General features: G+C 73.3%; 20 protein-coding genes. 10 read left to right on the top strand and 10 right to left on the bottom strand.

Annotation, left to right across the window (positions count from 1 at the left end; all coding sequences use genetic code 11):
* Positions 1-38: 38 nt before the first annotated feature.
* Both AB0C33_RS09000 and AB0C33_RS08995 read right to left on the bottom strand, forming a co-directional pair.
* The gene (locus AB0C33_RS09000; protein WP_358285207.1) at positions 39-341 is read right to left on the bottom strand and encodes a hypothetical protein; all 303 of its coding nucleotides are present in this window, start codon (positions 339-341) and stop codon (positions 39-41) included.
* Between the two features lie 113 nt (positions 342-454).
* Positions 455-1,345: a LysR substrate-binding domain-containing protein gene (locus tag AB0C33_RS08995; RefSeq protein ID WP_358285206.1), complete on the bottom strand. Its 891-nt coding sequence runs from the start codon at positions 1,343-1,345 to the stop codon at positions 455-457.
* A gap of 70 nt (positions 1,346-1,415) precedes the next feature.
* On the opposite strand from AB0C33_RS08995, the gene AB0C33_RS08990 reads away from it, so the two are divergent.
* From AB0C33_RS08990 to AB0C33_RS08975, 4 genes are all read left to right on the top strand, one after another.
* Entirely contained in the window at positions 1,416-2,522 is a 1,107-nt protein-coding gene (locus AB0C33_RS08990) for a putative sulfate exporter family transporter (protein ID WP_358285204.1), read from the top strand.
* 120 nt (positions 2,523-2,642) lie between these two features.
* Complete coding sequence (locus tag AB0C33_RS08985) at positions 2,643-3,569, top strand: pseudouridine-5'-phosphate glycosidase (RefSeq protein WP_358285202.1); 927 nt, start codon at positions 2,643-2,645, stop codon at positions 3,567-3,569.
* Positions 3,566-4,495, top strand: a complete 930-nt coding sequence (locus AB0C33_RS08980) for a sugar kinase (RefSeq protein WP_358285200.1) — start codon at positions 3,566-3,568, stop codon at positions 4,493-4,495. Before AB0C33_RS08985 ends, AB0C33_RS08980 begins: the two co-directional genes overlap by 4 nt.
* 82 nt (positions 4,496-4,577) lie before the next feature.
* Positions 4,578-6,761 (top strand): hypothetical protein, encoded by a 2,184-nt coding sequence (locus AB0C33_RS08975; RefSeq protein WP_358285198.1) that lies wholly within the window; start codon positions 4,578-4,580, stop codon positions 6,759-6,761.
* Positions 6,762-6,774: 13 nt separating this feature from the next.
* Here the strand turns inward: AB0C33_RS08975 and AB0C33_RS08970 are convergent, their stop codons facing one another.
* The 6 genes from AB0C33_RS08970 to AB0C33_RS08945 all read right to left on the bottom strand — a co-directional run bounded on the left by AB0C33_RS08970 (position 6,775) and on the right by AB0C33_RS08945 (position 15,825).
* The gene (locus AB0C33_RS08970) at positions 6,775-9,687 is read right to left on the bottom strand and encodes an AAA family ATPase (protein ID WP_358285196.1); all 2,913 of its coding nucleotides are present in this window, start codon (positions 9,685-9,687) and stop codon (positions 6,775-6,777) included.
* Between the two features lie 58 nt (positions 9,688-9,745).
* Complete coding sequence (locus tag AB0C33_RS08965) at positions 9,746-10,180, bottom strand: GNAT family N-acetyltransferase (RefSeq protein ID WP_352320284.1); 435 nt, start codon at positions 10,178-10,180, stop codon at positions 9,746-9,748.
* Between the two features lie 80 nt (positions 10,181-10,260).
* On the bottom strand, positions 10,261-11,397 hold the full coding sequence (locus AB0C33_RS08960; RefSeq protein ID WP_358285193.1) for an acyl-CoA dehydrogenase family protein: 1,137 nt from the start codon (positions 11,395-11,397) through the stop codon (positions 10,261-10,263).
* A 2-nt stretch (positions 11,398-11,399) separates the two neighbouring features.
* The gene (locus tag AB0C33_RS08955; protein ID WP_358285191.1) at positions 11,400-12,305 is read right to left on the bottom strand and encodes a hydroxymethylglutaryl-CoA lyase; all 906 of its coding nucleotides are present in this window, start codon (positions 12,303-12,305) and stop codon (positions 11,400-11,402) included.
* Positions 12,305-14,254: a biotin carboxylase N-terminal domain-containing protein gene (locus AB0C33_RS08950; RefSeq protein ID WP_358285189.1), complete on the bottom strand. Its 1,950-nt coding sequence runs from the start codon at positions 14,252-14,254 to the stop codon at positions 12,305-12,307. The genes AB0C33_RS08955 and AB0C33_RS08950 overlap by 1 nt, the downstream gene beginning before the upstream one ends.
* A 2-nt stretch (positions 14,255-14,256) precedes the next feature.
* On the bottom strand, positions 14,257-15,825 hold the full coding sequence (locus AB0C33_RS08945; RefSeq protein ID WP_358285187.1) for a carboxyl transferase domain-containing protein: 1,569 nt from the start codon (positions 15,823-15,825) through the stop codon (positions 14,257-14,259).
* A 109-nt stretch (positions 15,826-15,934) separates the two neighbouring features.
* Here AB0C33_RS08945 and AB0C33_RS08940 point away from each other — a divergent pair, with 109 nt between their 5' ends.
* Both AB0C33_RS08940 and AB0C33_RS08935 read left to right on the top strand, forming a co-directional pair.
* Entirely contained in the window at positions 15,935-16,486 is a 552-nt protein-coding gene (locus AB0C33_RS08940; protein ID WP_358285980.1) for a TetR/AcrR family transcriptional regulator, read from the top strand.
* Between the two features lie 231 nt (positions 16,487-16,717).
* Positions 16,718-18,853 (top strand): thiamine pyrophosphate-dependent enzyme, encoded by a 2,136-nt coding sequence (locus AB0C33_RS08935; protein ID WP_358285185.1) that lies wholly within the window; start codon positions 16,718-16,720, stop codon positions 18,851-18,853.
* On the opposite strand, the gene AB0C33_RS08930 is transcribed toward AB0C33_RS08935, so the two are convergent.
* Entirely contained in the window at positions 18,842-20,431 is a 1,590-nt protein-coding gene (locus AB0C33_RS08930) for a protein kinase (protein ID WP_358285182.1), read from the bottom strand. The genes AB0C33_RS08935 and AB0C33_RS08930 overlap by 12 nt on opposite strands.
* A gap of 46 nt (positions 20,432-20,477) precedes the next feature.
* A complete protein-coding gene (locus tag AB0C33_RS08925) occupies positions 20,478-21,182 on the bottom strand; it encodes a M50 family metallopeptidase (RefSeq protein WP_358285179.1) in 705 nt (234 codons plus the stop codon).
* A gap of 34 nt (positions 21,183-21,216) precedes the next feature.
* Here AB0C33_RS08925 and AB0C33_RS08920 point away from each other — a divergent pair, with 34 nt between their 5' ends.
* The 4 genes from AB0C33_RS08920 (at position 21,217) to AB0C33_RS08905 (ending at position 24,501) form a co-directional block, all read left to right on the top strand.
* Positions 21,217-22,104: an amidohydrolase family protein gene (locus tag AB0C33_RS08920; protein WP_358285177.1), complete on the top strand. Its 888-nt coding sequence runs from the start codon at positions 21,217-21,219 to the stop codon at positions 22,102-22,104.
* A 4-nt stretch (positions 22,105-22,108) separates the two neighbouring features.
* Positions 22,109-22,585, top strand: a complete 477-nt coding sequence (locus tag AB0C33_RS08915) for a nuclear transport factor 2 family protein (RefSeq protein ID WP_352357058.1) — start codon at positions 22,109-22,111, stop codon at positions 22,583-22,585.
* Positions 22,586-22,614: 29 nt separating this feature from the next.
* Entirely contained in the window at positions 22,615-23,733 is a 1,119-nt protein-coding gene (locus tag AB0C33_RS08910) for a magnesium and cobalt transport protein CorA (RefSeq protein WP_358285175.1), read from the top strand.
* Between the two features lie 162 nt (positions 23,734-23,895).
* Positions 23,896-24,501, top strand: coding sequence for a TetR/AcrR family transcriptional regulator (locus tag AB0C33_RS08905; RefSeq protein WP_358285173.1), 606 nt, complete (start codon positions 23,896-23,898; stop codon positions 24,499-24,501).
* The last annotated feature ends 10 nt before the right edge of the window (positions 24,502-24,511 follow it).

Genomic DNA, 24,511 nt, shown 5'->3' with positions numbered 1-24,511 from the left:
GCCCGGCCGGGGTCCCCTCCCGGCCGGGCCCGGATCCGTCAGCCCGTCCTGTTCACCCAGACGCGCTTGACCGGCCACGGCGTGAGCCGTACCGAGGAGACCCCGCCGACGGCCGTCCAGCCGCCGGTGAGGACGATCGGCCCGGCGTACGGGTGCGACTGCTCCACCCCGACGGCGTGCTGGCCGGTGCCGGAGGTGCAGCTGCTGTAGGCGTAGCCGCCGCTGACCCAGGCGGTGCAGTCGGTGGGCGCGGCCAGGGCGGGCGATGGCGCCAGGCCCGCCGCGGCGAGGCACATCACCGCCGATCCGGCCAGGGCGGCGAGGGGACGACGAAGGCTCATGCGGAGTCTCCTGAGGTTCGGGGGGTGAACGCGCTCTTACTTATAGGAAACTTTCCTAAGGGAAAGCTAGATCGCGTTCCAGGCGGCGTCAACGGCCACCTTCGGGGACGTGCTCACGGACGGCTGGCGATGGCCAGGAGCGTGGCGGCCGGCGCGGTGAGCGAGCGCCCGCGCCGCCACACCGCGCGCAGGTTCCGGACCAGGTTGAGCCCGGCGAGGGGCACCTCGACCAGGCGTCCGGTCGCGATGTCCGCCTCGACCGCGTAGCCGCTGAGCACCGCGGGCGCGGCCCCGGCCTGCGCCGCCCCCTTGACCGCCGAGTTCGACCCGAGCTCCAGGCGAGGGCTGGCCCGGTGGAGGCTCTTGAACGCCACGTCCAGCGTCTCCCGGGTACCCGAGCCCGGCTCACGTACCACCAGCGGCGTGGCGGCCAGCTCGGCCCCGCGCAGGGCCGTGCGGCGGCGTGCCCAGGGATGGCCGGGGGCCACCACGACGACCAGCCGGTCGGTGCCCACCACCCGGCTGTCCAGCCCCTCCGGCACGGTCGGCCCCTCGACGAAGCCGAGCTCCACCTCCTCGCCCAGCACCCTGGCCGCGACGTCGGCGGAGTTGACCACGTCCAGCCCCACCTGGACCTCGGGCTCGCGGTTCTGCAGCTCGCCGAGCCAGCGCGGCACCAGGTACTCGGCCACCGTCATGCTGGCGGCCACCCGCAGGTGGGCCGCCTCGCTGTGCCGCACGGCCTCCACGGCCCGCATCAGCTCCTCGGCCGCGGCCAGCACCTGGGCCGCCCATCCGGCCACCATCCGGCCCTCGGCGGTGAGCGTGGACCCGCGCGGCGTGCGCTCCAGCAGCGGGACGCCGAGGCGGCGCTCCAGCATGGCCACCCGCTTGCTGGCCGACGGCTGGGCCATGCCCGCCGCCTTGGCCGCCTGGCCCAGGCTGCCCAGCTCGCCCACGTCGACCAGCAGCTTCAGCGAGTCGAGATCCGGCAGCGCACTCATAGCCACAGGCTATGGCCTCCCAGTCAACGCGTGTCTACCGGCCGGTACGAAGGGCCCGAAGACTGGGATCATGCCTCTCCCCGACCAGCGGACACCCCCGCTCACCGCGCCCCGGCCGACCCCCGACCCCCGAGGCGGCCAGGCGCCGGCCGTCCCCGCGGCGTCGGTGTGGCCAGGCATCGGGCTGGCGGCCGCCGCCGTGGTGGTGGCCATGGTGGCGAACCGGTTCGCCCCGGCGTTCAGCCCTGCGGTGATCGCGGTGCTGTCCGGGGCGGTCCTGGCCAACCTCGCGGCCTGGGCGGCGACGTCCGCGCGATGGGGCGGGGCGGGGGCCGTCTGGGAGCGGTTCAGGCCGGGGCTGGCGTTCGTGGCCCGGCGGGTGCTGCGGGTGGCGATCGCGCTGCTCGGGCTCCAGATCGCGCTGCCGCAGGTGCTCGCGCTCGGCTGGCAGACGCTGGTGATCGTGGTGACCGCGACCGGCGTGACGTTCACCGTGACGCCGCTGATCGGCCGCCGCCTGGGCCTGTCGTCCGGCACGTCGCTGCTGGTGGCGACCGGGGTGTCGATCTGCGGGGCGGCGGCGGTCGCGGCCATGCGCGAGAGCGCGGAGGACGCCGACGACGACGACGCGGCCGCCGCGCTGAGCGTGGTCGTGCTCTACGGCAGCGCGGCCATCGTGGCCGTCCCGGCGCTGGCGGCGCTGCTCGGGCTGTCGCCGGCCCAGCTCGGCGTCTGGACCGGCGCGGCCGTGCACGAGGTGGCGCAGGTGGCCGCGATCGGCGCGGCGTCGGGCGTCCTGGCCGCCGCGGTGACGGTGAAGCTGGCCCGCGTCGTCCTGCTGGCCCCCATCGTCGCCCTGACGTCCTTCCGTGCCCGCCGCTCCGTGACTGCGCCCGCGGCCGACCGGCGGGAGGGGCGCCGGACGCCCGTCATGCCGCTGTTCGTGGCGGCGTTCCTCGTCATGGTGGCGGTACGCAGCACCGGCTGGGTCCCGGACGTCGTCACGCGGGCGGTCCCGCAGGTCACCAACGTGCTCATGGCCGCCGCCCTGTTCGGCCTGGGCACCGGGATCGACGTGCGCAAACTCGTCAAGGGCGGGCGGGCCGTGCTGCTCGGCGCCATCGCCACCGGGCTCATCGCCGCCGTCTCGCTCACCGGGGTCGCCGTGCTGCTGTGAGGCCGCCCGAGTGGACGTCCTGGCCAGGCCACCGTACGCTGCTCTGTTCGGAACAAATTCCGTCAGGCACGCCGTTCTCCCTGAACCGGCCAGGACCACTCAAGGAGCTTGAAACCCGTCATGCGCAGCGCCACCGACCCCCTTCTCCAGCCGTCCGACGAGGTCGCCGAGGCCCTGGCGGGCGGCGCGCCCGTCGTGGCCCTGGAGTCCACGATCATCTCCCACGGCCTGCCGCAGCCGCGCAACCTGGAGGTGGCCCGCGAGCTGGAGGGAGTGGTCCGCGCGGCGGGCGCGGTCCCGGCGACGATCGCCGTCCTCGACGGCGTGGCCAGGATCGGCCTGAACGAGCTGGAGCTGGAGCGCATCGCCACCGAGTCCGGGCTGCGCAAGCTGGGTCAGCGCGACCTGCCGCTGGCCGCCGCGCTGAAGGCGAGCGGGGCCACCACCGTGTCGGCCACGTCGTTCCTGGCCGCCCGCGCCGGCGTGCGGATCTTCGCGACCGGCGGCCTGGGCGGCGTGCACCGCGGCTGGACCGAGGACCAGGACGAGTCCGCCGACCTCGACACCCTGGCCCGCACCCGCATCACGGTCGTCTGCGCGGGCGTGAAGTCGATCCTCGACGTGCCGGCCACGCTGCAGCGGCTGGAGACGCGCGGCGTGACCGTGGCCGGATACCGCACCGACACCTTCCCCGGCTTCTACCTCAACTCCTCCGGCCAGCCGATCGACTGGCGGATCGAGTCGCCCGAGGACGCCGCCGCCGTCATGCGCGGCCAGGACGCGCTGGCCGGCCCGGAGACCGCGTTCATCGTGGCCAACCCGGTGCCGCGGGACCAGCAGCTCGACCCGGCGCTGCACGACCGCGTGCTGGCCGAGGCGCTGGCCGCCGCCGAGCGGGAGGGCGTCAAGGGGCAGGCGATCACGCCGTTCCTGCTCAGCTACCTCGTCAACGGCACCGGCGGCGCGTCGCTGGAGGCCAACCTGGCCGCCGTGCGCGGGAACACCGCCCTGGCCGCCGAGATCGCCGTGGCCTGGTCGCGGGCGTGAGCGACACCGGCCTCCTGGTGATCGGTGATGTCGTCACCGACGTGGTGGCGCTGCACGGCTCCCCGGTCATGGCGGGCACCGACACCGCCGCGGAGATCGTGCTGCGGCCCGGCGGCTCGGGCGCGAACACCGCCGCCTGGGCCGCCCACCTGGGGGCCGACTCGCGGCTGCTGGCCAAGCTCGGCTACGACAGCAGCGAGTGGCACACGACCGAGCTGGTCAGGACCGGGGTCCGGCCCCACGTGCTGGTGGACCAGGAGCACCCCACGGCGGTCGTCATCGCCATGGTGGACAAGACCGGCGAACGTTCCATGCTCACCAACCGCGGCGCGGGCGGCCTGATCTCCGACGCCGACTGGGACCCGTCCCTGCTGGACGGGGTCGGCCGGCTGCACCTGTCGGGTTACACGCTGTTCGCGGCCCCCGGTCTCCGCCTGGCCAGGGCCGCCGTCCGGGACGCCGTGGCCGCCGGGGTGCCGGTCAGCATCGACCCGGCCTCGACGGGCCCGCTGCGGGACTTCGGCGTCGAACGTTTCATGCGGGAGACGTCCGCGGCCGACCTGATCATCCCGAACCTGGACGAGGCGCTGGTCCTGACCGGCGTACCGGCGCCGGAGCGGGCCGCCGTGCTGCTGAGTGAGACGTACGGCACAGCGGTCGTGAAACTGGGCGCCGAGGGCGCGCTGGTGGCGGTGGACGGCAAGGTCACGGCGACGTGCGCGGGCGTGTCCGCCGAGGTCGTGGACTCCACGGGCGCCGGTGACGCCTTCGCGGCCGGGTATCTCACCGCCACCCTCCAGGGGGCGGACGCCGCGCTCGCGCTGGAGGCGGGTTGCCGTGCCGGTGCGCAATGTGTGGCCCAGGTGGGCGGCCGTCCACGGTACGGTTTGGATCTGAACCGTCTTTACCCTATTCACACTGATTGATAGCTTGCCGCGTAGGCTGCACCATTAGCCACATGCGTACCGGGTTGCCCACGCGGCCCACTGGGGAGGATAAGGTCCGCCGATGGAAGTCGAGTCATCGATCTGCCTGAGCGACCTCGTCCCTGCTCTGCGCTGGAGCCGCCCTCAGCAGGTGGCCGAGGTGCTGGGTGATCCGCGGCTGCCGGCGGGGTGGTGGTCCTCGCTCGCGGTGTCCAGGGCGCTCGGCACGGCGGGTCTCGACTGGGTCTGCGAACGGCTCGCCCGGCTGATCTCCTCCCGCTGGGACCATCTGCCGCTGGTGGACCTGCTTCCCGCGCTCGCCGTCCATCAGGTCGATCCGGCGCTGCCCGGCTGGCCGGAGGCCACCCGTACGGCGATCACCGGGCTCGGCGGCTGGCAGCGGCTGCGCCGCCTGTCACCCGGCGATCTCGGCACTCCGTCGGCGACGCCCGAGGTGGTGGTCGGCTCGGTCCTGCGCGAGGTGCTCGGGCGCATCCCGGCGCAGCGGGGGGCCGTACCCGCCCAGCAGTCCGGCTCGCCGGACGTCACCCGTCCGCTCGCGCGCGGCGCGACGGGGTCCTTCCCGGCCGTCCCGGCGGCCGAAGCCGGTGCGTACGCCGCCCAGCCCGCCAGCGGCCCCCAGCGCCCGCCCGCCGCCTTCACCCCGCACAGCGACGCCTTCCCGGCCCAGCCCCAGGGCGCCCCGCGCCCGGCCCCGGCCGGTGAGGGCGGCCTGCCGCAGCGCCCGGCCGCGGCCCGCCCCGCCGCCCAGCAGCCCGGCTCGTTCCCCCCGCCGCCGGAGAACGCCCAGGGACACCAGACCGGCTCCTTCACCGCCCAGCCCGACGCCACCCGCCAGACCGGCTCGTTCCCGGCGCAGTCCGAAGGCGGCCGCCAGACCGGCTCGTTCCCGGCCCAGCCCGCCAACGGCCCTCAGACCGGCTCGTTCCCCGCGCAGCCGTCCAGCGGACCTCAGACCGGGTCCTTCCCCGCGCAGCCGTCCAGCGGACCTCAGACCGGGTCCTTCCCCGCGCAGCCGTCCAGCGGGCCTCAGACCGGGTCCTTCCCGGCGCAGGGTGGTGCGCGGCTGCCGCAGCGGCCCACCGCCGGGCGTCCGGACGGCGGCCCGCAGGCCGGCGCCGACGGCCCCCCGTACACCGCCCCCGTCCCCGGCGGGACGGCCGCTCCCGGCCCGGTGCCCGCCGACCCCGACCACGCGATGGTCCGCGTCGTGGACGGCCTGTTCCGCGGCCTGGACAAGCTGGAGCTGGCCGTCGCCGTGCACCGGCTGTTCGCCGAGGACCCGGTCAGCCTGCGCACCCTGGCGCACAAGCTGCTGGTGGACCGCGACGTGCTCTCCCAGGCCCAGCGCACCGCCGAGGAACGCGTCCTGCACTGGCTGCGCTCGTCGGAGTCGGCGCCGGTCACCGGCCACATGTTCCGGCTCACCGAATGGCTCGGTGCGGCGGCCACCGAGGAGCAGCTCATCGGCGCCGACCCGGCCCACCCGGCGATGGTCCCGTCGCTGCGCACGCCCCTGTGGCGGGTCCTGGTCACGCTCATGCCCGACCGCCGTCTCCAGGACGGCTGGCTGGTCGTCGGCGACATCCACGGCCTCCAGGCCCGTACGCGGCAGCTCCTGGCCGCCGCCCCGCCGGACACCGACGTCGTCGAGCTGCTGGCCGAGCTGGGCATCCGCGCCCACTCCGCCAAGGCGTGGCTCGACGCCCTGCCCTCGGAGTCGGCCCCCGGCCCGGCGGACGCCTCCCCGCAGCCCGCCCAGCCGCTCCCCCGCCGTACGCCCGGCGCCAACGGCCACCACCACCGGGGCGGCCAGCCCATCCCGACGGCGGGCGCGAACTCGATCGACCCCTCGGCGGCCCTGGCCACGTTGTCGGCGCTGTCCGGCGGCCGGTCCGGCATGCTGCCCGGCAGCCTGGCCGGAACGCCGTCCACGCCGCCTCCGCCGCTGCCGAGCCCGTCGTCGGACCCGCGCCGCTGGCAGCGCATCGAGGTCACCCCGGAACACCTCAGGGGCGGCCCGGTGCCGGTGCCGGAGGGTTACGCGGCCCAGCTCGGCATGCGTCCGGGCACCCTGCTGTCGGTGACCGGCCCGGGCGACAACGCGATCGTGCTGGTCTGGCAGGGCCACCAGCCGGTCTTCGACTCGCTGCAGCCGGTGCTCATGCGCCTGAACGCCCGCCCCGGCGACCAGGTCTACGTCACGGTGGACGGCTACCGCCTGGAGGCCCAGCTCACCGGCTGACGCTCCGCCGCGGTCACCCGAACAGGCCCAGCCGGTGGGCCGTGGCCGCCGCCTCGCCGCGGGTGGCGACGCCCAGTTTGGCCAGGATGTTGGAGACGTGCACGCTGACCGTCTTCACCGAGATGAACAGCGCCGCGGCGATCTCCCGGTTGCTGCGCCCGTTGCTCACCTCGCGCAGCACCTCCAGCTCGCGCGCGGTCAGCCCCAGCGGCGGCCCCTCGGGCTCGTCGGCGCCGCCGACGCGGGCCCGCCGTCCGAACACGTCGAGCTGTTCGAGCAGCGGCGTGGCGCCCAGCTGCGCGGCCAGCTCCCGCGCCCGCGTCACCATCCCGGCCGCGGCGCGCCGGTCGCCCTCGGCCAGCGCCGCCTGGGCGGCCCCCACCAGGCACTGCGCCTCCGCGTACGGCTGCCGCAACCCCGCCCAGGCCGCCACCGCCGACTCCCACGCCTTGAGCTGGGCCGCCCCGCCGAGCCCCTCCTCCGGCCCGGTCAGCGCCGCGAACGTCAGCCGCTGCGCCTCCTGCAGGTCGCCGTCCACGGCCAGCTCCCGCGCGACCTCCCGCAGCCGCGCCACGAGGGCCGCCGCGACCCCCGCGCACGGCGCGCCGCCCTCGCCGAGCGCGGGCCGGGCGAGCTGCGCGAACGTCACCAGCAGCGGCCAGGCGTAACGCGGCGAGGGCAGCAGGTCCTGGTTCTCCAGCCCCCGGGACGCGGCCTCCAGCGCCTCGCCGAGCCGCCCCTGCGCCCGCAGCAGCAGGACCTGCCTGCGCAGCTGCGGCAGCACGGTCTGGTCCCGGTAGGTGCCGCGCGCGAACACGCTGGCGGAGGACGACAGCAGCTTGTCGGCCCGGTCGATCTGTCCCCGCGCGAGCGCGATGTCCACCAGGAACCCCTGGAGACTGGCCCGGTAGGGGGCCGGCGGCGCGAGGTCGAGCGCCTGCTCGACCACCTGGAGCGCCTCGTCCCAGCGGCCCAGCGAGAGCAGCGGCTCGGTCAGGTTGATCGCCAGGAAGGTGCCGGACGTGCGCGCCAGGCCGTAGTGCCCGGCCTCCTGCACGCCCTCGCGGGCGACCTGGGCGGCCCGCTCGTGCCGTCCGGCGCCCTCCAGCGCGTCGGACTCGGAGATCGCGCAGCGCATCAGCGCGTTGTAGGCGCCCTGGGCGCGGGCGACCCGGCGCGCCTCGGCGAACTGCCCGAGCTGGGCCTCGATGTCGGAGAAGCGCGACCGCGCCCAGGCGAGGCTGATGAGCGCGTGGGCCTCGACGTTGGCGTCGCCCATCTGGTGGCCGATCTCCATGGCGAGCTGCGCCGTCGCCAGCTTCTCCGGCCAGTCCTCGGGACGGTGCAGCATGCGCGCCAGCGTCTCCAGGACCTGGCCGCGCAGCTTGCTCGGCGGCTCGGCGGGCACCAGCTCGGCCGCCTGGCGCAGGTCGTCGAGATAACCGGCGCGGCCCAGGTCGTAGCGGGTCAGGCCGCGCTGGCGCAGCAGGGTGGCCGCGGTGATCGGGTCGGCGTCGAGGTCGACCTCGGCGAGCGCGGCCCCGGCCAGGGCCAGGCTGCGCTCGTACTCGCCGGCGAGGTGGGCGACCGTGGAGGTCTGCCTGAGCACGTCGAGGCGGCCGCAGCCGATGCGCTCGGCGGCGTCGGGCACCTGGTCCCACAGCTCCAGCACCCGCGAGAGCATCCTGAGCTGCTCGTCGTAGGCGGTGGACTTGCGGGCCGCGGCGGCCGCGCGCCAGGCGCTGACCAGCGCCCAGGTGGAGTCGTGGGCGGAGTGCCAGTGGTGGGCCAGCTCGATCGCGCCGCGCGGGGCGGGCAGGATCGACAGGTCGCGTTCGAGTGCCTGCGCGTAGCGGGTGTGCAGGCGGGTGTGCTCGCCGGGCAGCAGGTCGTCGTGGAGCGCCTCGCGGATGAGCGCGTGCCGGAAGCCGTAGCCCTCGCCGTCGACCACCAGCACGTTGCCCGCCACGGCGGGGCGCAGCGCCCGCGACAGGGCGGTGTCGTCGAGCCCGGCCACCGCGCTCAGCAGGTCGTGCTCGATGCGCTGGCCGCCCGCGCTGGCCACGCGCAGCAGCTCCTGGGTCTCGTCGGGCAGCCGCTCGACACTGGCCAGCAGCAGGTCGCGCAGGGACTCGGGCAGCATGTCGCCGCCGTCGGCCTCGCTCAGCAGCGCCTCGACGAACAGCGGGTTGCCCTCGCTGCGGGCGTAGATGAGGTCCATCGCGGCGGCCGACGGCTCGCGCCGCAGGATGCTGGCCGCCTGCGCGACGGCCTCCCTGCGGGTGAGGCGGCGCAGCTCGATCCGGCTCACCCACTCGATGCGGCCCAGCTCGGCCAGCATCGGCCGGAGCGGATGGGTGCGGTGCAGCTCGTCGGTGCGGTAGGTGACCACGATCATCAGCCGGGCCGCCGTGCGCTGGTAGCGGACCAGGAACGACAGCAGGTCACGGGTGGAGCGGTCGGCCCAGTGGGCGTCCTCGACCACCAGCAGCACCGGACGCTCCTCGGCCAGCCGCTCCAGCAGCCCGAGCACCTGCTCGAACAGCCGGGCCCGCGCCTCGGCGCCGTCCTTGTCCGGCTCGCCGAACTCGGGCAGCAGCCGGGCCAGCCCGCGCGTCGTGCCGCCGGGCACCAGCGCCGCCACGCCGTCGCGCCCCAGCTCGCGCACGAGCCCGCGCAGCACGGCCGTGAACGGCGCGAACGGCAGGCCCTCGGTGCCCAGCTCCAGGCAGCCGCCGACGAGCACCCGCGCCTCGCCCGCCCGGTCGATGAACTCGCTGATCAGGCGGGTCTTGCCGACCCCCGCCTCGCCGCCCACGAGCACGGTGGACGACGCGCCCGCACGTGCTCTGGCCAGGGCGTCGCCCAGAGCGTGCAGCTCGCGGGCGCGCCCGACGAACAGGGGGCTGACGGTGTGAATGCTCACGCCCCAAGGATGCCATCAAACACCGACAAAACGGACCGAAACTCCGGGCCGTCGTCTGTCAGCGCAAAACCTTGCGGAAGAAGGTGGCCGACGCCTCGTAGCCCAGGGCGTGGTAGAACTCCGGCGCCCGCCGGGTGGCCATCGCCACGTACCCGGCCTGACGGGTACGGGCCCACGCCTCGAACTCCTCCAGCAGCCGGCGGCCGATGCCCTGGCGGCGCGAGCCCGACTGGACCATCGCCTCCTCGACCCAGGCGACCGGCCCGTTGGCGAACAGCGTCAGGTGCACGAACCCCAGCAGGTACCCGTGGACGCGCCCGCCCACCACGGCCGTGAGCAGCAGGGCGTCCTCGTTGCGCAGGAGCTGCGGGAGCGCGGCGTCGAAGGCCGCGCGCTCCGGCCTGAAGGTCAGCCCGAACTCGCGCGCCAACGCGAACACCTCGTCCGCGTCCGCCTTCTCCGCCCTCCTGATGAGAAGATCGTCCGCCGTCATGAGGTACGACACTAGAACCTCTGTGCCCTTTCGTCCATCGTGCCACGGGAGTGTGCCGTGACGTCCGGTACGGCCTCCGGTCAGAGGTCGCCGAGGCCGAGCTGGCGGGCGATGAGCATGCGCTGCACCTCGCTGGTGCCCTCGCCGATCTCCAGGATCTTGGCGTCGCGGTAGAAGCGGCCGACCGGGAACTCGTTCATGAAGCCGTACCCGCCGAACACCTGGGTGGCGTCGCGGGAGTTGTCCATGGCCGCGTTCGAGGACACCAGCTTGGCGATCGCCGCCTCCTTCTTGAACGGCACCCCGGCCAGCATCTTCTCGGCCGCGTGGTAGTAGGCCAGCCGGGCGGTGTGGGCGCGCACCTCCATGTCGGCGATCTTGAACTGGATGGCCTGGTAGTGGCCGATCGGGTGGCCGAACGCCTTGCGGTCCCTGACGTACTTGAGGCATTCGTCCACGCAGCCCTGGGCCAGGCCCACGCTGAGGGCGGCGATGGCGATGCGGCCCTCGTCGAGGGTCTGCAGGAACTGCGCGTAGCCGCGTCCGCGCTGGCCGAGCAGGTTGGCGGCGGGCACCCGGCAGTCGGAGAAGGACAGCTCGCGGGTGTCGGAGGCGTTCCAGCCGACCTTGGAGTACTTCTTGGAGACCGTGAACCCCGGCGTGCCGCTCGGCACCAGGATCGTGGAGATCTCCCGCTCGCCGGTGAGCGCGGCCACGCCGATCACGCCGGTGATGTCGGTGCCGGAGTTGGTGATGAACGCCTTCGTCCCGTTGATCACCCATTCGCCGCCGTCGAGCACGGCGGTCGTCCGCATGCCGCCCGGCACGTCGGAGCCGCCGCCGGGCTCGGTCAGCCCGAACGCGCCCAGCATCTCGCCGGAGGCCAGCCGGGGCAGCCACTCCTGGCGCTGCTCGTCGGTGCCGAACCGGTAGATCGGCATCGCGCCCAGCGAGACGGCGGCCTCCAGGGTGATCGCCACGCTGGAGTCGGCGCGGGCCAGCTCCTCAAGGGCCAGGCACAGCGCGAAGTAGTCGCCGCCCATGCCGCCGTACTCCTCCGGGAACGGCAGGCCGAACAGTCCCATGTCGGCCATCTTGCGCACGATGTCGTAGGGGAACTCCTCGCGCTCGTAGTAGTCGCCGATCACGGGGGCCACCACGTCGCGGGCGAACGCCTCGACGGTCTTGCGCAACTCTTGGTATTCGTCGTTCAGCATGATCAGCCTTTCGCGAGGGCCTGGACGACGCGCGAGGGGCTGGGCCGGCCCAGCCGCTCGGCCAGCCAGGTGCTGGTGGACACGAGTTTGTCCAGGTCGAGCCCGGTCTCGATGCCGAGCCCCGACAACATCCACACGAGGTCTTCGGTGGCCAGGTTGCCGGTGGCGGACTCGGCGTACGGGCAGCCGCCGATGCCGCCGGTGGAGGCGTCGACGGTGGTCACGCCCGCCTGCAGGGCGGCGAGCGTGTTGCCGAGCGCCTGCCCGTAGGTGTCGTGGAAGTGCACGGCGAGCCGCTCGGGGCCGCCGAACGCGCCGATCAGCTCGGTGACGTGGCCGGGCGTGCCGACGCCGATCGTGTCGCCGAGCGACAGCTCGTAGCAGCCGAGCCCGAGCAGCCGCTCGCCGACCGCGACGACCTGCCCGACCGGCGTGGGCCCCTCCCAGGGGTCGCCGAAGCACATCGACACGTACGCGCGCACCCGCAGCCCGTGCTCCAGCGCCCTGGCCACGACCGGCTCGAACATGTCGAACTGGCTCTCCAGCGTGCGGTTGAGGTTCTTGGCGGCGAACGTCTCGGTGGCGCTGGCGAAGATCGCGATCTCGGTGACGCCCAGCTCCAGCGCGCGGTCTAGCCCGCGCTCGTTGGGCACCAGCACCGGGTAGCGCACGCCGGGCCTGCGGTCGAGGCGGCCGAGCAGCTCACCGGCGTCGGCCAGCTGCGGCACCCACTTGGGGTGCACGAAGCTGGTCGCCTCGATCACCTGGTGGCCGGCGTCGGCCAGCCGGTCGACGAACTCGGCCTTCACCTCGACCGGCACGATCGCCGACTCGTTCTGCAGGCCGTCGCGCGGGCCCACCTCGTAGACCGTGACCCGCTCGGGAAGCCCTCGCATGCGGTACGGCATCACGCCTCCTCACCGGTGACCACGGCCAGCACGGCGTCCATGTCGACCGGCCTGCCCGGCTGGACGGGCAGCTCGGCGACCACGCCGTCACAGGGGGCGGTGACCGTGTGCTCCATCTTCATGGCCTCGACGACGACCAGCGGCTGCCCCTCGCTCACCCGGTCGCCGGGCTGCACCTTGACCAGCAGGACGGTGCCGGGCATGGGGCTGCGCACCACGCCGTCGGCCGCCCCCGCGGCGCCGGGCCGGTCGCCCGGGTCGCCGATGAGGTGGCGGGTGAACGCCCACGACTCGCCGTCCTTGCCGAGCCAGAGCGTGTCGCCGTGACGGGCGGTCAGGTAGCGGGCGGTCCGGCCGCCGAGCGTGACGGCCGCCGCGCCGCCGTCGGTCGTGATCCGGGCGGGCACCGCCGCTCCGTCGAGCAGCACCTCGGCCGACCGGCCGGGCAGGCCGCGGACGGGCACCGCGTGCACGCCGTCGCGCGACTCCAGCCGCCAGGTCGTCCAGGCGGGCGCGCCGACCCGCCAGCCGTCGGTGACCTGCCAGGGGTCGGGGCCCTGCGGCAGCGTGTGGAAGATCAGCGCCGCCGCCGCGGCAACCTCGCGCGGCACGCCGGACTCCGGCAGCAGCCCGGGCAGCACCCGTTCGACCAGGCCGGTGTCGAGCTCGCCCGCCACGACCGCGGGGTGGCGGGCGAGCCCGCGCAGGAACGGCACGTTGGTGACCACGCCCAGCACCGCGGTGCGGGCCAGCGCTCGGTCGAGCGCTCTGAGCGCCGCCTCTCGGTCCGGCGCCCAGGCGATCACCTTGGACAGCATGGGGTCGTAGTCGCTGCCGACGACCCCGCCCTCGGCCAGGCCGGAGTCGACCCGCACCCGGCCCGGCCCGTCGTCGCCGGGCTCGCGCAGGGCCAGCACGCGCCCGCCGCTGGGCAGGAAGCCGCGCGCCGGGTCCTCGGCGTAGACGCGCGCCTCGACCGCGTGGCCGTCGAGCCGCACCTGCTCCTGGCCGAACGGCAGCGGCTCGCCGGCCGCGACGCGCAGTTGCAGCTCCACCAGGTCCAGGCCGGTGACCAGCTCGGTGACCGGGTGCTCGACCTGGAGCCGGGTGTTCATCTCCATGAAGTGGTAGGAGCCGGTGGTGCCGTCGACGATGAACTCGACCGTGCCCGCGCCGACGTACCCGACCGAGCGGGCGGCCTCGACGGCCGCGGCGCCCATGTCGGCGCGCATGCCGGGGGTCACGAAGGGCGACGGCGCCTCCTCGATGATCTTCTGGTGCCGGCGTTGCAGGCTGCACTCGCGCTCGCCCAGGTGCACGACGTTGCCGTGGGCGTCGGCCATGACCTGGATCTCGATGTGCCGGGGGTTCTCGACGTAGCGCTCGATGAGCAGGGTGCCGTCGCCGAACGCCGCCCGCGCCGTACGGCGGGCCGACTCCAGCGCGTCGGGCAGCTCGGCGGCCGAGCGCACCAGCACCATGCCCTTGCCGCCGCCGCCCGCGGACGGCTTGATCAGCGCCGGGAAGTCGGCCCACTGCGCCAGGTCGTCGCCCGGCTCGGCCCCTCCGGGGACGACCGGCACCCCGGCCGCCGACACGGTGGCCTTGGCGCGGATCTTGTCGCCCATGGCGTCGATGGCCTCGGGGGACGGGCCGACGAAGACGAGCCCGGCCTCGGCGCAGCGCCGCGCGAACGCGGCGTTCTCGGCCAGGAAGCCGTAGCCGGGATGCACGGCCTGCGCGCCGGCGGCGAGCGCCGCCTCGACAATCGCCTCGATGTCCAGATATTTCGAGACTTCGAGGGCGATGTCTGCTTCGCGGGCGTGCCTGGCGCCCGCGTCCGGCGGCGTGAACACCGCCACCGACTCGATGCCGAGCGCGCGCAGCGTCCGGATGACCCGGACGGCGATCTCGCCCCGGTTGGCGATGAGAACACGGTCGAAGAACATGATCACATCCGGAAGACGCCGTAGCCGGCGGGTTCGAGCGGCGCGTTGGCCGCCGCGGACAGGGCCAGCCCGAGGACGGTGCGGGTGTCGAGCGGGTCGATCACGCCGTCGTCCCAGAGCCGGGCGGTGGAGTAGTAGGGGTTGCCCTGGTGCTCGTACTGGGCGCGGATGGCGTCGGGGTCGGCGTTGCCGACCGTGGTCAGCACGTTCGCCGCCTGCTCGCCGCCCATGACCGAGATGCGGGCGTTGGGCCACATCCACAGGAACCTGGGCGAGTACGCCCGTCCGGCCATGGCGTAGTTGCCCGCCCCGAACGAGCCGCCGATCACCACCGTGAACTTGGGCACCCGCGCGCACGACACGGCCGTGACCATCTTGGCGCCGTGCTTGGCGATGCCGCCCGCCTCGTACGCCTTGCCGACCATGAACCCGCTGATGTTCTGCAGGAACACCAGCGGGATGCGGCGCTGGTCGCACAGCTCGATGAAGTGCGCGCCCTTCATCGCCGACTCGCTGAACAGGATGCCGTTGTTGGCCACGATGCCCACCGGGTGACCGTGCAGGTGGGCGAAGCCGGTGACGAGGGTGGAGCCGTACTCGGCCTTGAACTCCAGGAAGCGCGAGCCGTCCACCAGGCGGGCGATGACCTCGCGCACGTCGTAGGGCTGGCGGGTGTCGGCGGGGACGAGGCCGTAGAGGTCGCGCGGGTCGTGCCGCGGCTCCTCGGGCTCGACCGTGTCCCAGGGACGGGGGGCCCGGGGGGCCAGCGTCGAGACGATGTCGCGGACGATGGCCAGGGCGTGGGCGTCGTCCTCGGCCAGGTGGTCGGTGACGCCGCTGACCCGGGAGTGCAGGTCGCCGCCGCCCAGCTCCTCGGCCGTGACCTCCTCGCCGGTGGCCGCCTTCACCAGGGGCGGACCGCCCAGGAAGATCGTGCCCTGGCCGCGGACGATGACCGCCTCGTCGCTCATGGCCGGCACGTACGCGCCGCCGGCGGTGCACGAGCCGAGCACGGCGGCGATCTGCGGGATGCCGCGGGCCGACATGGTGGCCTGGTTGTAGAAGATGCGCCCGAAGTGCTCCCGGTCGGGGAAGACCTCGTCCTGCTTGGGCAGGAACGCGCCGCCGGAGTCGACCAGGTAGACGCAGGGCAGGTGGTTGTGCAGGGCCACCTCCTGCGCGCGCAGGTGCTTCTTGACGGTCATCGGGTAGTACGTGCCGCCCTTGACGGTCGCGTCGTTGGCCACGACCACGCATTCGCGCCCGGCAACCCTGCCGACGCCGGTGATGATCCCGGCGGCGGGCGCCTGGTCGTCGTAGAGGCCGCCGGCCGCCAGCGGCGACAGCTCCAGGAACCGGGAACCCGGGTCGAGCAGCCCGTCGACGCGGTCGCGCGGCAGCAGCTTGCCCCGCTCGACGTGGCGCTGCCGCGACCGCTCGGGACCGCCGAGCGCCGCCGCGGCCAGCCGTTCGAGCAGCTCGGCGGCCAGCCGCTCGTTGAGCTCGGCGTTGCGTTTGTACGCCTCGCTCCCGGGCTCCACGGCCGACTTCAGCACCGGCCAGTCGCTCATGAGTCCCCTCTCGTCATGGCCGAGATGTTAGTCATCATTAACGTAATCGTCTAGCATGTGAGACGTGACCACTGCCTCCCCACCTACCCGCGAGCGCGGCAGAAGGCGCATGGAGATCCTCGCCGCGGCCGCCCGGCTGTTCGCCGCCCGCGGTTTCCACGGGGTCTCCATCGAGGACATCGGGGGCGCGGTCGGCGTCTCGGGTCCCGCGCTCTACCGGCACTTCAGCGGCAAGGAGGCGCTGCTCGCCGAGATGCTGCTCGACGTCAGCTCGCGGCTTCGGGAGTCGGCGGTGGCGGTGGCGACCTCCTCGGACGGCCCGGCCGAGACGCTCGACGCGCTGCTCAACGTGCAGATCACGTTCGCGCTCGACCAGCCGGCGCTGATCACCGTGCACGACCGCGAGCTGGGCAACGTGCCCGAGCCGGAGCGGCGCAGGATCAGGCGGCTGCAGCGCCTCTACGTCGAGGAGTGGGTGACCGTGCTGGCCGAGCTGCACCCGGCGTGCCCGCCGGCCCGGCTGCGCGCGGCCACGCACGCGGTCTTCGGCCTGCTCAACTCGACGCCCCACAGCGCGGGCGAGCTGCCCCCGCACGACATGCGCCCCCTGCTGCACACGATGGCCCGCGCCGCGATCGAGGCCAGCGTTAACAATCACTAACTGACCGACGGCGATTCACGCGGCACGAAACCCCCCGAAACGCCGTAGATCTCTGCAAACGGTCCTGGATCAGGGTTAAACGGACCGGACCACAATCTGTCATGCACTCCGGCAGACGGCGGCGGCGATGACGGACATAATCAGGGTGTGGCGCGCGACACTGTTGAGACACATTTCATCCAATCCGTTGAGGCGCTGAAGTCAGGCCCCGCCCGAGATCCCGGCGGCCCGGTGCGCGAGGGCACGTCGCTCACCGGCGACCGGTGCCGGACCCTGTTCCAGCGCCAGCTCGACAGCCGCCTGCTCGACATCGCCGCCCGCTGGCTCCGCGAGCAGAACGAGGGCTTCTACACGATCGGGTCGGCCGGCCACGAGGGCAACGCGGCGGTCGCCGCCGCGGCCAGGGCGAGCGACCCGGCGCTGCTCCACTACCGGTCCGGCGCCTTCTACCTGACCAGGTCCGAGCAGGCCGGCCGGCTGCCCGAGCAGGGCCTTCGCGACGTGCTGATGGGCCTCACCGCGGCGGCCGACGAGCCGATCGCGGGCGGCCGGCACAAGGTCTTCGGCCACCCCCACCTGGCCGTCATCCCGCAGACCTCGACGATCGCCAGCCATCTGCCGCGCGCCGTGGGCGTGGCCTTCGCCATCGAACGGGCCGCCGCGCTCGGCGACCGGTCGGCCTGGCCGCCCGACGCCATCGCCGTGTGCAGCTTCGGCGACGCCTCGATCAACCACGCCAGCGCCCTGACCGGGCTCAACACCGCCTCCTACGCCACCTTCCAGGGGCAGCCGCTGCCCATCCTGTTCGTGTGCGAGGACAACGGCATCGGCATCAGCGTCCGCACCCCCAAGGGCTGGGTGGAGGCGGCGGCGCGGCGGCCGGGCATCGCCTACTTCGCCGCCGACGGCTGCGACCTGGCCGACGCCTACGACGCCGCCACGCTCGCCGTCCAGCACGTCCGCGCCAACCGCTCACCCGCGTTCCTGCACCTGTCCACCGTGCGGCTGATGGGGCACGCCGGGTCCGACGTCGAGTCGGCCTACCGCACCCAGCGGGAGCTGCGGGCCGACATGGAGCGCGACCCGCTCGTCCGCACCGCGCGGCTGCTGGTGGAGGCCGGCCTGGAGACGCCGGAGGACCTTCTCAAGACGTACGAGTCGGCGCGCGAGCACATCCTGCGCATCGCCCTGGAGACCACCCGCGCCCCGCGGCTCGGCTCGGCCGCGGAGGTCATGGAGCCGATCGCGCCGCGCCGTCCCGACCTGATCGCCAACATCAGCCCGACCGCGGCCGAGGGCCCGGTCAGGGAGAAGGCGTTCGCCGGCACGCTGCCCGAGACGGAGAAGCCGCTGACCTTGTCGCAGACCATCAACCGCACGCTCGCCGACGCGCTGGTGGTCTACCCCGAGATGACGGTCTTCGGCGAGGACGTCGCCAGGAAGGGCGGCGTCTACGGCGTCACCCGGGGGCTGCAGAAGCGGTTCGGCGGCTCGCGGGTGTTCGACACGCTCCTCGACGAGCAGGCCATCCTCGGCCTCGCGCTCGGCTCGGCGGTGTCCAACCAGCTCCCGGTGCCGGAGATCCAATACCTGGCCTACCTGCACAACGCGCTCGACCAGATCCGCGGCGAGGGCGCCACCCTGTCGTTCTTCTCGCGCGGCGCCTACACCAACGGCATGGTCGTCCGCGTCGCCGGCTACGCCTACCAGAAGGGCTTCGGCGGCCACTTCCACAACGACAACGCGGTGGCCGCGCTGCGCGACATCCCGGGCCTGGTCCTCGCCTCGCCCGCGCGTCCCGACGACGCCGCCGCCATGTTGCGCACCTGCCTGGCCGCCGCCCGTACGGCCGGGTCGGTCTGCGTGTTCCTGGAGCCGATCGCGCTCTACCACACGCGTGACCTGTTCGAGGAGGGCGACGGCGGCTGGCTGGCGCCGTACACGCCGCCGGGGCGCTGGCGCGAGACGCACGTGCCCGTCGGCCGGGCCCGCTCGTACGGCGAGGGCCGTGACCTGACGATCGTGACGTTCGGCAACGGGCTGCGGATGAGCCTGCGCGCCGCGGTCCGGCTCACCCAGGAGGGCTACGGCTGCCGCGTCCTCGACCTGCGCTGGCTGGCCCCCCTGCCGGTGGACGACCTGCTGCGGGCGGCCGAGCTGACCGGCAAGGTGCTGATCGCCGACGAGACCCGCCACTCCGGCGGCGTGTCCGAGGGCGTGACGGCCGAGCTGATCGACGCCGGGTTCACGGGGCAGGTGGCCCGGGTGACCTCGGCCGACAGCTTCATCCCGCTGGGCGACGCGGCCAACCACGTGCTGCTGTCGGAGGAGGAGATCGAGCAGGCGGCGCGCAAGCTACTGGGCTGAGCGCGCCCCTCTGACGCAGGCCGGCTTCGACCAGGCGACCGTGGTGGCCGCCGAGATGCGCAGCGGCACCCCCACCAGGAAGCAGTAGCCGGTGTCCGGGTCGAGCCCGGCGACGCGGCCGCTGGTGGCGCCCGTGCCGAGGGCGACGACGGTCACCTCGCCCCCGCCCGCCCGCGAGCGTTGCAGGACGACCGGGTAGCGGCGGGCGTCGGCCGGGAGCGCCCAGCTCAGCTCCACCAGGGCGCCGCGGTCGGCGGTGACCTTGAGCCTGCGGGGGGCGAGCGCGGCGACGTCCCGCTTGCTGATCGGCGGCGGGGTGGTGGCGGCGGTCGCCGCGGGGGTGGCGGCCTCGGGGCGGCGCTCGGCGGGGCCCGCGGCGGGCGGGCGCAGCGACAGGTAGACGGCCAGGCCGGTGCCGCCGATCGCGACGGCTGCGACCGAGCCCCCGATCAGCAGACGCCTCCCGAGGCTTCCGGCCCCGGCGGGCGGCGTCGTGACGGCCTCCCGCCGGGCCCCGCCCATGTGCCCCGCCGTGGGGGCGTCCCGCCTCGCCACGCCCGCGTTCCCCGCCAGGCCCGGCTGATGCGGGGCGGGGGCTTGGGGGTGAGGGTGGGGGAGCCGGCTGCCGGTGGCGGGGAGGGAGGAGTCGCCGGGGTGCGGCGGAGGCTGCGGGCCGCCGCGCGGGCGGCGCGGGACGGTGGACGTCGCCGGCCCCGGCCCCGGATCCTGGCCCACCAGGTCGGTCACCGACAACCCCAGCTCGGCCTGCACCTCCTGCAACCGCCGCGCCAGCTCCCTGGCCGACCCGGGCCGCAGCTCGGGCTGTTTGGACATCGCGTGAAGGATCGTCCCGAACACCGCCGGCGGCACGTCCGGCCGGTTGATCGGCGGCGGGTCGAGGCTCAGCACCCGGTACATCAGCGGCGCGATCGACGGGTCGGCCGGGTTGTGGAAGGCGGGCTGCCCGGCCAGCAGATGGTAGAGCGTGGAGCCCAGGGAGTAGATGTCACCGGAGACCGAGTGCGGCTGCCCGGTGAGCACCTCCGGGGCGGCGTGCAGCGGGGTGAACGCCTGGGAGGTGGCCGAGATCTCCGCGTTGTCCACCACCCTGGCCACGCCGAAGTCGGCGATGGCGGGCTCGCCGTAGCGGGAGATGAGGATGTTCTGCGGCTTGATGTCGCCGTGCAGCACCCCGGCCTCGTGCACGGCGGCCAGCGCGCCGGCCAGTTTGACGCCCGCGCGCAGCACGTCGGGCACCCCGAGCGGCCCCTCCTTGCGGACCTTGTCGCGCAGCGAGCCGTTCTCGAAGAAGTCCATCGCGATGTACGGCTTGCCCGAGCGGGTCACGCCGGTGTCGAAGACGGTCACGACGTTGGGATGACCGGTCAGGCGGCCGGTGAGCCGGAGCTCGCGCTGGAAGTGGCGCATGGTGCGCTGGTCGACCCGGTCGACCGACAGGACCTTCAGCGCCACGATCCGGTCGAGGCGCTCCTGATAGGCGCGGTAGACGAAGGCGAAACCGCCCTGGCCCGCCTGATCGAGCACCCGGTAGCCGGGCGCGTCCTCGGCTGGCAACACGGCACTCCCCCCTGTTGCCGGTGAGTTTAATGTGAAATTTCGGCTTTCAGGGGGTCAACGGGTTCATCAAGTACGCGCCGAACACCACCGACACGGCGGCCACGACCAGGAAGAAGAAGACGTAGAAGCCGCCAGGCAGGAACGTCAGCCGGGCGAGCTGGTCGGCGTCGGAGTCTCTGGCCTGCCGCCTGCGCCGCTTGCGCTGCAGCTCGACGATCGGCCGGACGCCGCCGAACAGCAGGAACCACGTCGCGACCATGGCCACGATCTGCTGGACCTGGGCGGGGGCGTACATGGACAAGGCGAACACCGCGCCGCCGGTGACCAGCAGGATCAGCGCGCCGTAGAGGTTGCGGATCAGCAGCAGCATGCACACCAGGAAGAGCAGCACGCTCCAGATCAGCAGCGTGATGCGGCCCTGCTCGGTGAGCCAGGCGGCGGCCAGCCCCAGCAGCGAGGGGGCCAGGTAGCCGGCGAGCGCGGTCAGCACCATGCCGGGACCGTTGGGGCGGCCCCTGGTCAGCGTGACGCCGGAGGTGTCGGAGTGGAGCCGGATGCCTTCCAGCTTGCGCCGGGTGAGCAGCGCCATGACCGCGTGGCCGCCCTCGTGGGCGATCGTGATCAGGCCCCTGGACACCTGCCAGGGGGTGCGGAACGCGACGACCGCGAGCGCGGCCAGAGCCGAGACCAGCACGACCCAGGGGTCGGGGTCAGGCTGAACCTTGATCAGGTGGGCCCAGAGCATGTCCATCGAGGAGAAACACTAGCCGGGTAAAGTCTCGGCTGTGGCCGCAGAACTACATTCTGACGCGGACGTTCCGGCGTGGTGGCGCGACCTCGGGCTGCCGGGCCTGATCGACCTGCATGTGCATTTCCTGCCCGAACGAATGGAACGCCGGGTCTGGCATCACTTCAACCACGGCGGCCCCTTGATGGGCGCCGGCTGGAAGATCGAGTACGAACGCCCGGTCGAGGAGCGGCTGACGAGGCTGCGTGAGATGGGCGTACGGCGCTTCCCCGCCCTGGCGTACGCGCACCGGCCGGACATGGCGCGCGACCTCAACGCCTGGACGCTCGACTTCGCCCGCCGCAACCCCGACTGCCTGCCGTCGGCGACGTTCTACCCCGAGCCCGGCGTCGCGGACTACGTGCGCGCGGCGCTGGCGGACGGCGTCCAGATCTTCAAGGTGCACCTCCAGGTCGGCGGCTTCGACCCGGCCGCGCCCGAGCTGGACGAGGTCTGGGGGCTGCTGGCGGAGTCGGGCGTGCCCGTCGTCGTGCACGCCAGCTCGGTGCCCGTGCCCGGCGGCCACGTGGGGCCGGGGCCGATCGGCGCGGTGCTGGCCGCCCATCCGCGGCTGCGGGCGGTGATCGCGCATCTGGGCATGCCCGAGTACGAGCCGTTCTTCGAGCTGGCCGTCCGCCATGAGCGGGTCGCCCTGGACACCACCATGGCCTTCACCGACTTCTCCGAGCGCGGCATGCCGTTTCCCAGCCGATTGCGCCCGGTTCTGCGTGATCTCGGGCTTTCGGGGAAGGTGGTGCTCGGCAGCGATTTCCCGACGATCCCGCACCCCTACGCGCACCAGCTCGACGCACTCGCCCGCCTGGACCTCGGCGAGCAGTGGCTGCGGGCGGTGTGCTGGGACAATGGTGCGGCCATGATTCGATAGCAAGGTGAACGATCGGCACGTGGCGCTCATCAGCGCCTTCTACGACGCTCTGGGCCGCGCGGACTTCGCGGCCATGGAGCGCTGCTACCACCCCGAGATCAGTTTCGGCGACCCCATCTTCCAGGAGGTCGAGGGCCGCGACCGGGTGATGGCGATGTGGCGGTTGCAGCTCGGCGTGCGCGACGGACTGAGATCCGGCTACCGCGACGTCCAGGCCGACGAGTTCAGCGGCTCGGCCCACTGGACGGCCAGCTACACCTTCTCCTCCACCGGCCGCACGGTCGTCAACGAGATCGACGCGCTGTTCAGGTTCGAGGACGACCTCATCGTCCGCCACCACGACGAGTTCGACTTCAGGCGCTGGTCCAGAATGGCTCTCGGCAGGCCGCAGGGGCTGCTGTTCGGCTGGACGCCGATGTGGCGCAAGACCATCAGGGACCGGGCGACCCAGGAGCTCGACAGCCTGGTGTCCTCGCAGTAGTCAGCAACGGCAACCGGATCGGAGGGTGCATGGCCAGGGTGAAGGGGTTCAGGCGCAGCGGTGACCACCGCGAGGAGGCGCCGGAGCACTCGATGGACCCGCGCGCCACCGAGGAGCACCCCTACCGGCCCACCGTGATCGACAACGCCGTCTACCAGAACGGCGAGCGGGTCGACAACCCCGGCTCGCTCGCCGACGCCTTCGAACGCCTCAAGCAGATGCCGGACAGCATGGCCTGGATCGGCCTCTACCGTCCGAAGGAGTGGGAGCTGGTCAAGCTCGCCGAGGAGTTCGAGCTGCACGAGCTGGCGCTGGAGGACGCGATCGTCGGCTCCCAGCGGGCCAAGGCCGACCGCTACGGCGACACGCTGTTCGTGGTGCTGCGCGCCGCCCGCTACCTCGACGACGTGGAGGAGGTGGCCTTCGGCGAGCTGCACGTCTTCGTCGGCCCCAACTTCGTGATCACTGTGCGCCACGCCGAGGCCCCCGACCTGCAGGGGGTGCGCAAGCGCATGGAGTCCGACCCCGACCTGCTGCGCCAGGGCCCGCAGGCCGTCCTGTACGCGATCCTCGACGCCGTGGTCGACGGCTACGCGCCGGTGGTCGCCGGGCTGCAGAAGGACATCGAGGAGATCGAGGTCGAGGTCTTCAGCGGCGACCCCTCGGTGTCGCGGCGCGTCTACGAGCTGTCCGGCGAGGTGATCGAGTTCCAGCGGGCCACCGCGCCGCTGGTGGGCATGATCCACGGCTTCATCGCCGGCGCCGCCAAGTACGGCGTCAACGACGAGCTGCAGAGCTACCTGCGCGACGTCGCCGACCACGCGATCACGGTGACCGAGCGCATCTCGGCCTTCCGCCAGATGTTGCAGAACATCCTGGTGGTCAACTCGACGCTGGTGACCCAGGCCCAGAACGCGGAGATGGCCCGCATGACCGAGGCCAGCATCCAGCAGGGCGAGGAGGTCAAGAAGATCTCCGCGTGGGCGGCCATCCTGTTCGCCCCGACGCTGGTCGGCACCATCTACGGGATGAACTTCGACTTCATGCCCGAGACCCACTGGGTGTTCGGCTACCCGTTCGCGATCCTGCTGATGGCGGCGGTGTGCATGGTGCTCTACATGGTCTTCAAGCGCCGCGACTGGCTCTAGGGTCCGCCGCGTCCGCCGCGTCCACTGCGTCCGCCGCGGGCGTGGGCCGCGAAACTAACCACGTGGTAGATTCTTGGACGAGCCGGTGGACGGCCGATCTCGCCGTACCCCGGCACGTTTGCGCAGCCCGCGTGCCCCCAGACCGCCAGAAAGGGCCGGCCGGTGACCGAACCGACACCACGCCGAGGGCGCAAGGGCGAGCGCACGCGCGCCCGCATCCTCGACTCCGCCACAGAGCTGTTCTCCCGCTCGGGCTTCCACGCGGTGTCGCTGCGCGACATCGCCGCGCACGCGGGCATGACCCACGCGGGGCTGCTGCACCACTTCCCCGGCAAGGAGAGCCTGCTCATCCAGGTGCTCAGCCGCCGCGACGAGGTGGACGGCGAGCTGATGGGCGGCCCCGACGACGGGCTCTCGCCGCAGGAGCTGCTCGACCGCGCGGTCGAGCAGGTCGCCAGGAACATGGGCACGCCCGGCCTGGTCGGGCTGTACGTGAAGATCTCCGGCGAGGCCGCCGATCCCGGCCATCCCGCCCACGACTACTTCGTCCAGCGCTACCGCAGGCTGCGCCGGCAGGCCGCGTGGCTGCTCGGCGCCCTGTTCGAACGCGCCGCGCCGCCGCTCGACCACGATCCCGACGCCGTCGCCCAGCAGCTCATCGCGCTCGTCGACGGCCTGCAGACGCAATGGCTGCTCGACCCGGACCAGGTGGACATGCGGGCCGCCGTCATCACCTTCCTCAAGCAACTAGGACTGCAGCCCAGATAACGAGGTGTCC

The sequence above is a fragment of the Nonomuraea sp. NPDC048881 genome, from assembly GCF_040649795.1.
Taxonomy (GTDB): domain Bacteria; phylum Actinomycetota; class Actinomycetes; order Streptosporangiales; family Streptosporangiaceae; genus Nonomuraea.
The sequence above is the reverse complement of the archived record's forward strand: the minus strand, read 5'-3'. Positions and strand labels throughout refer to the sequence as shown.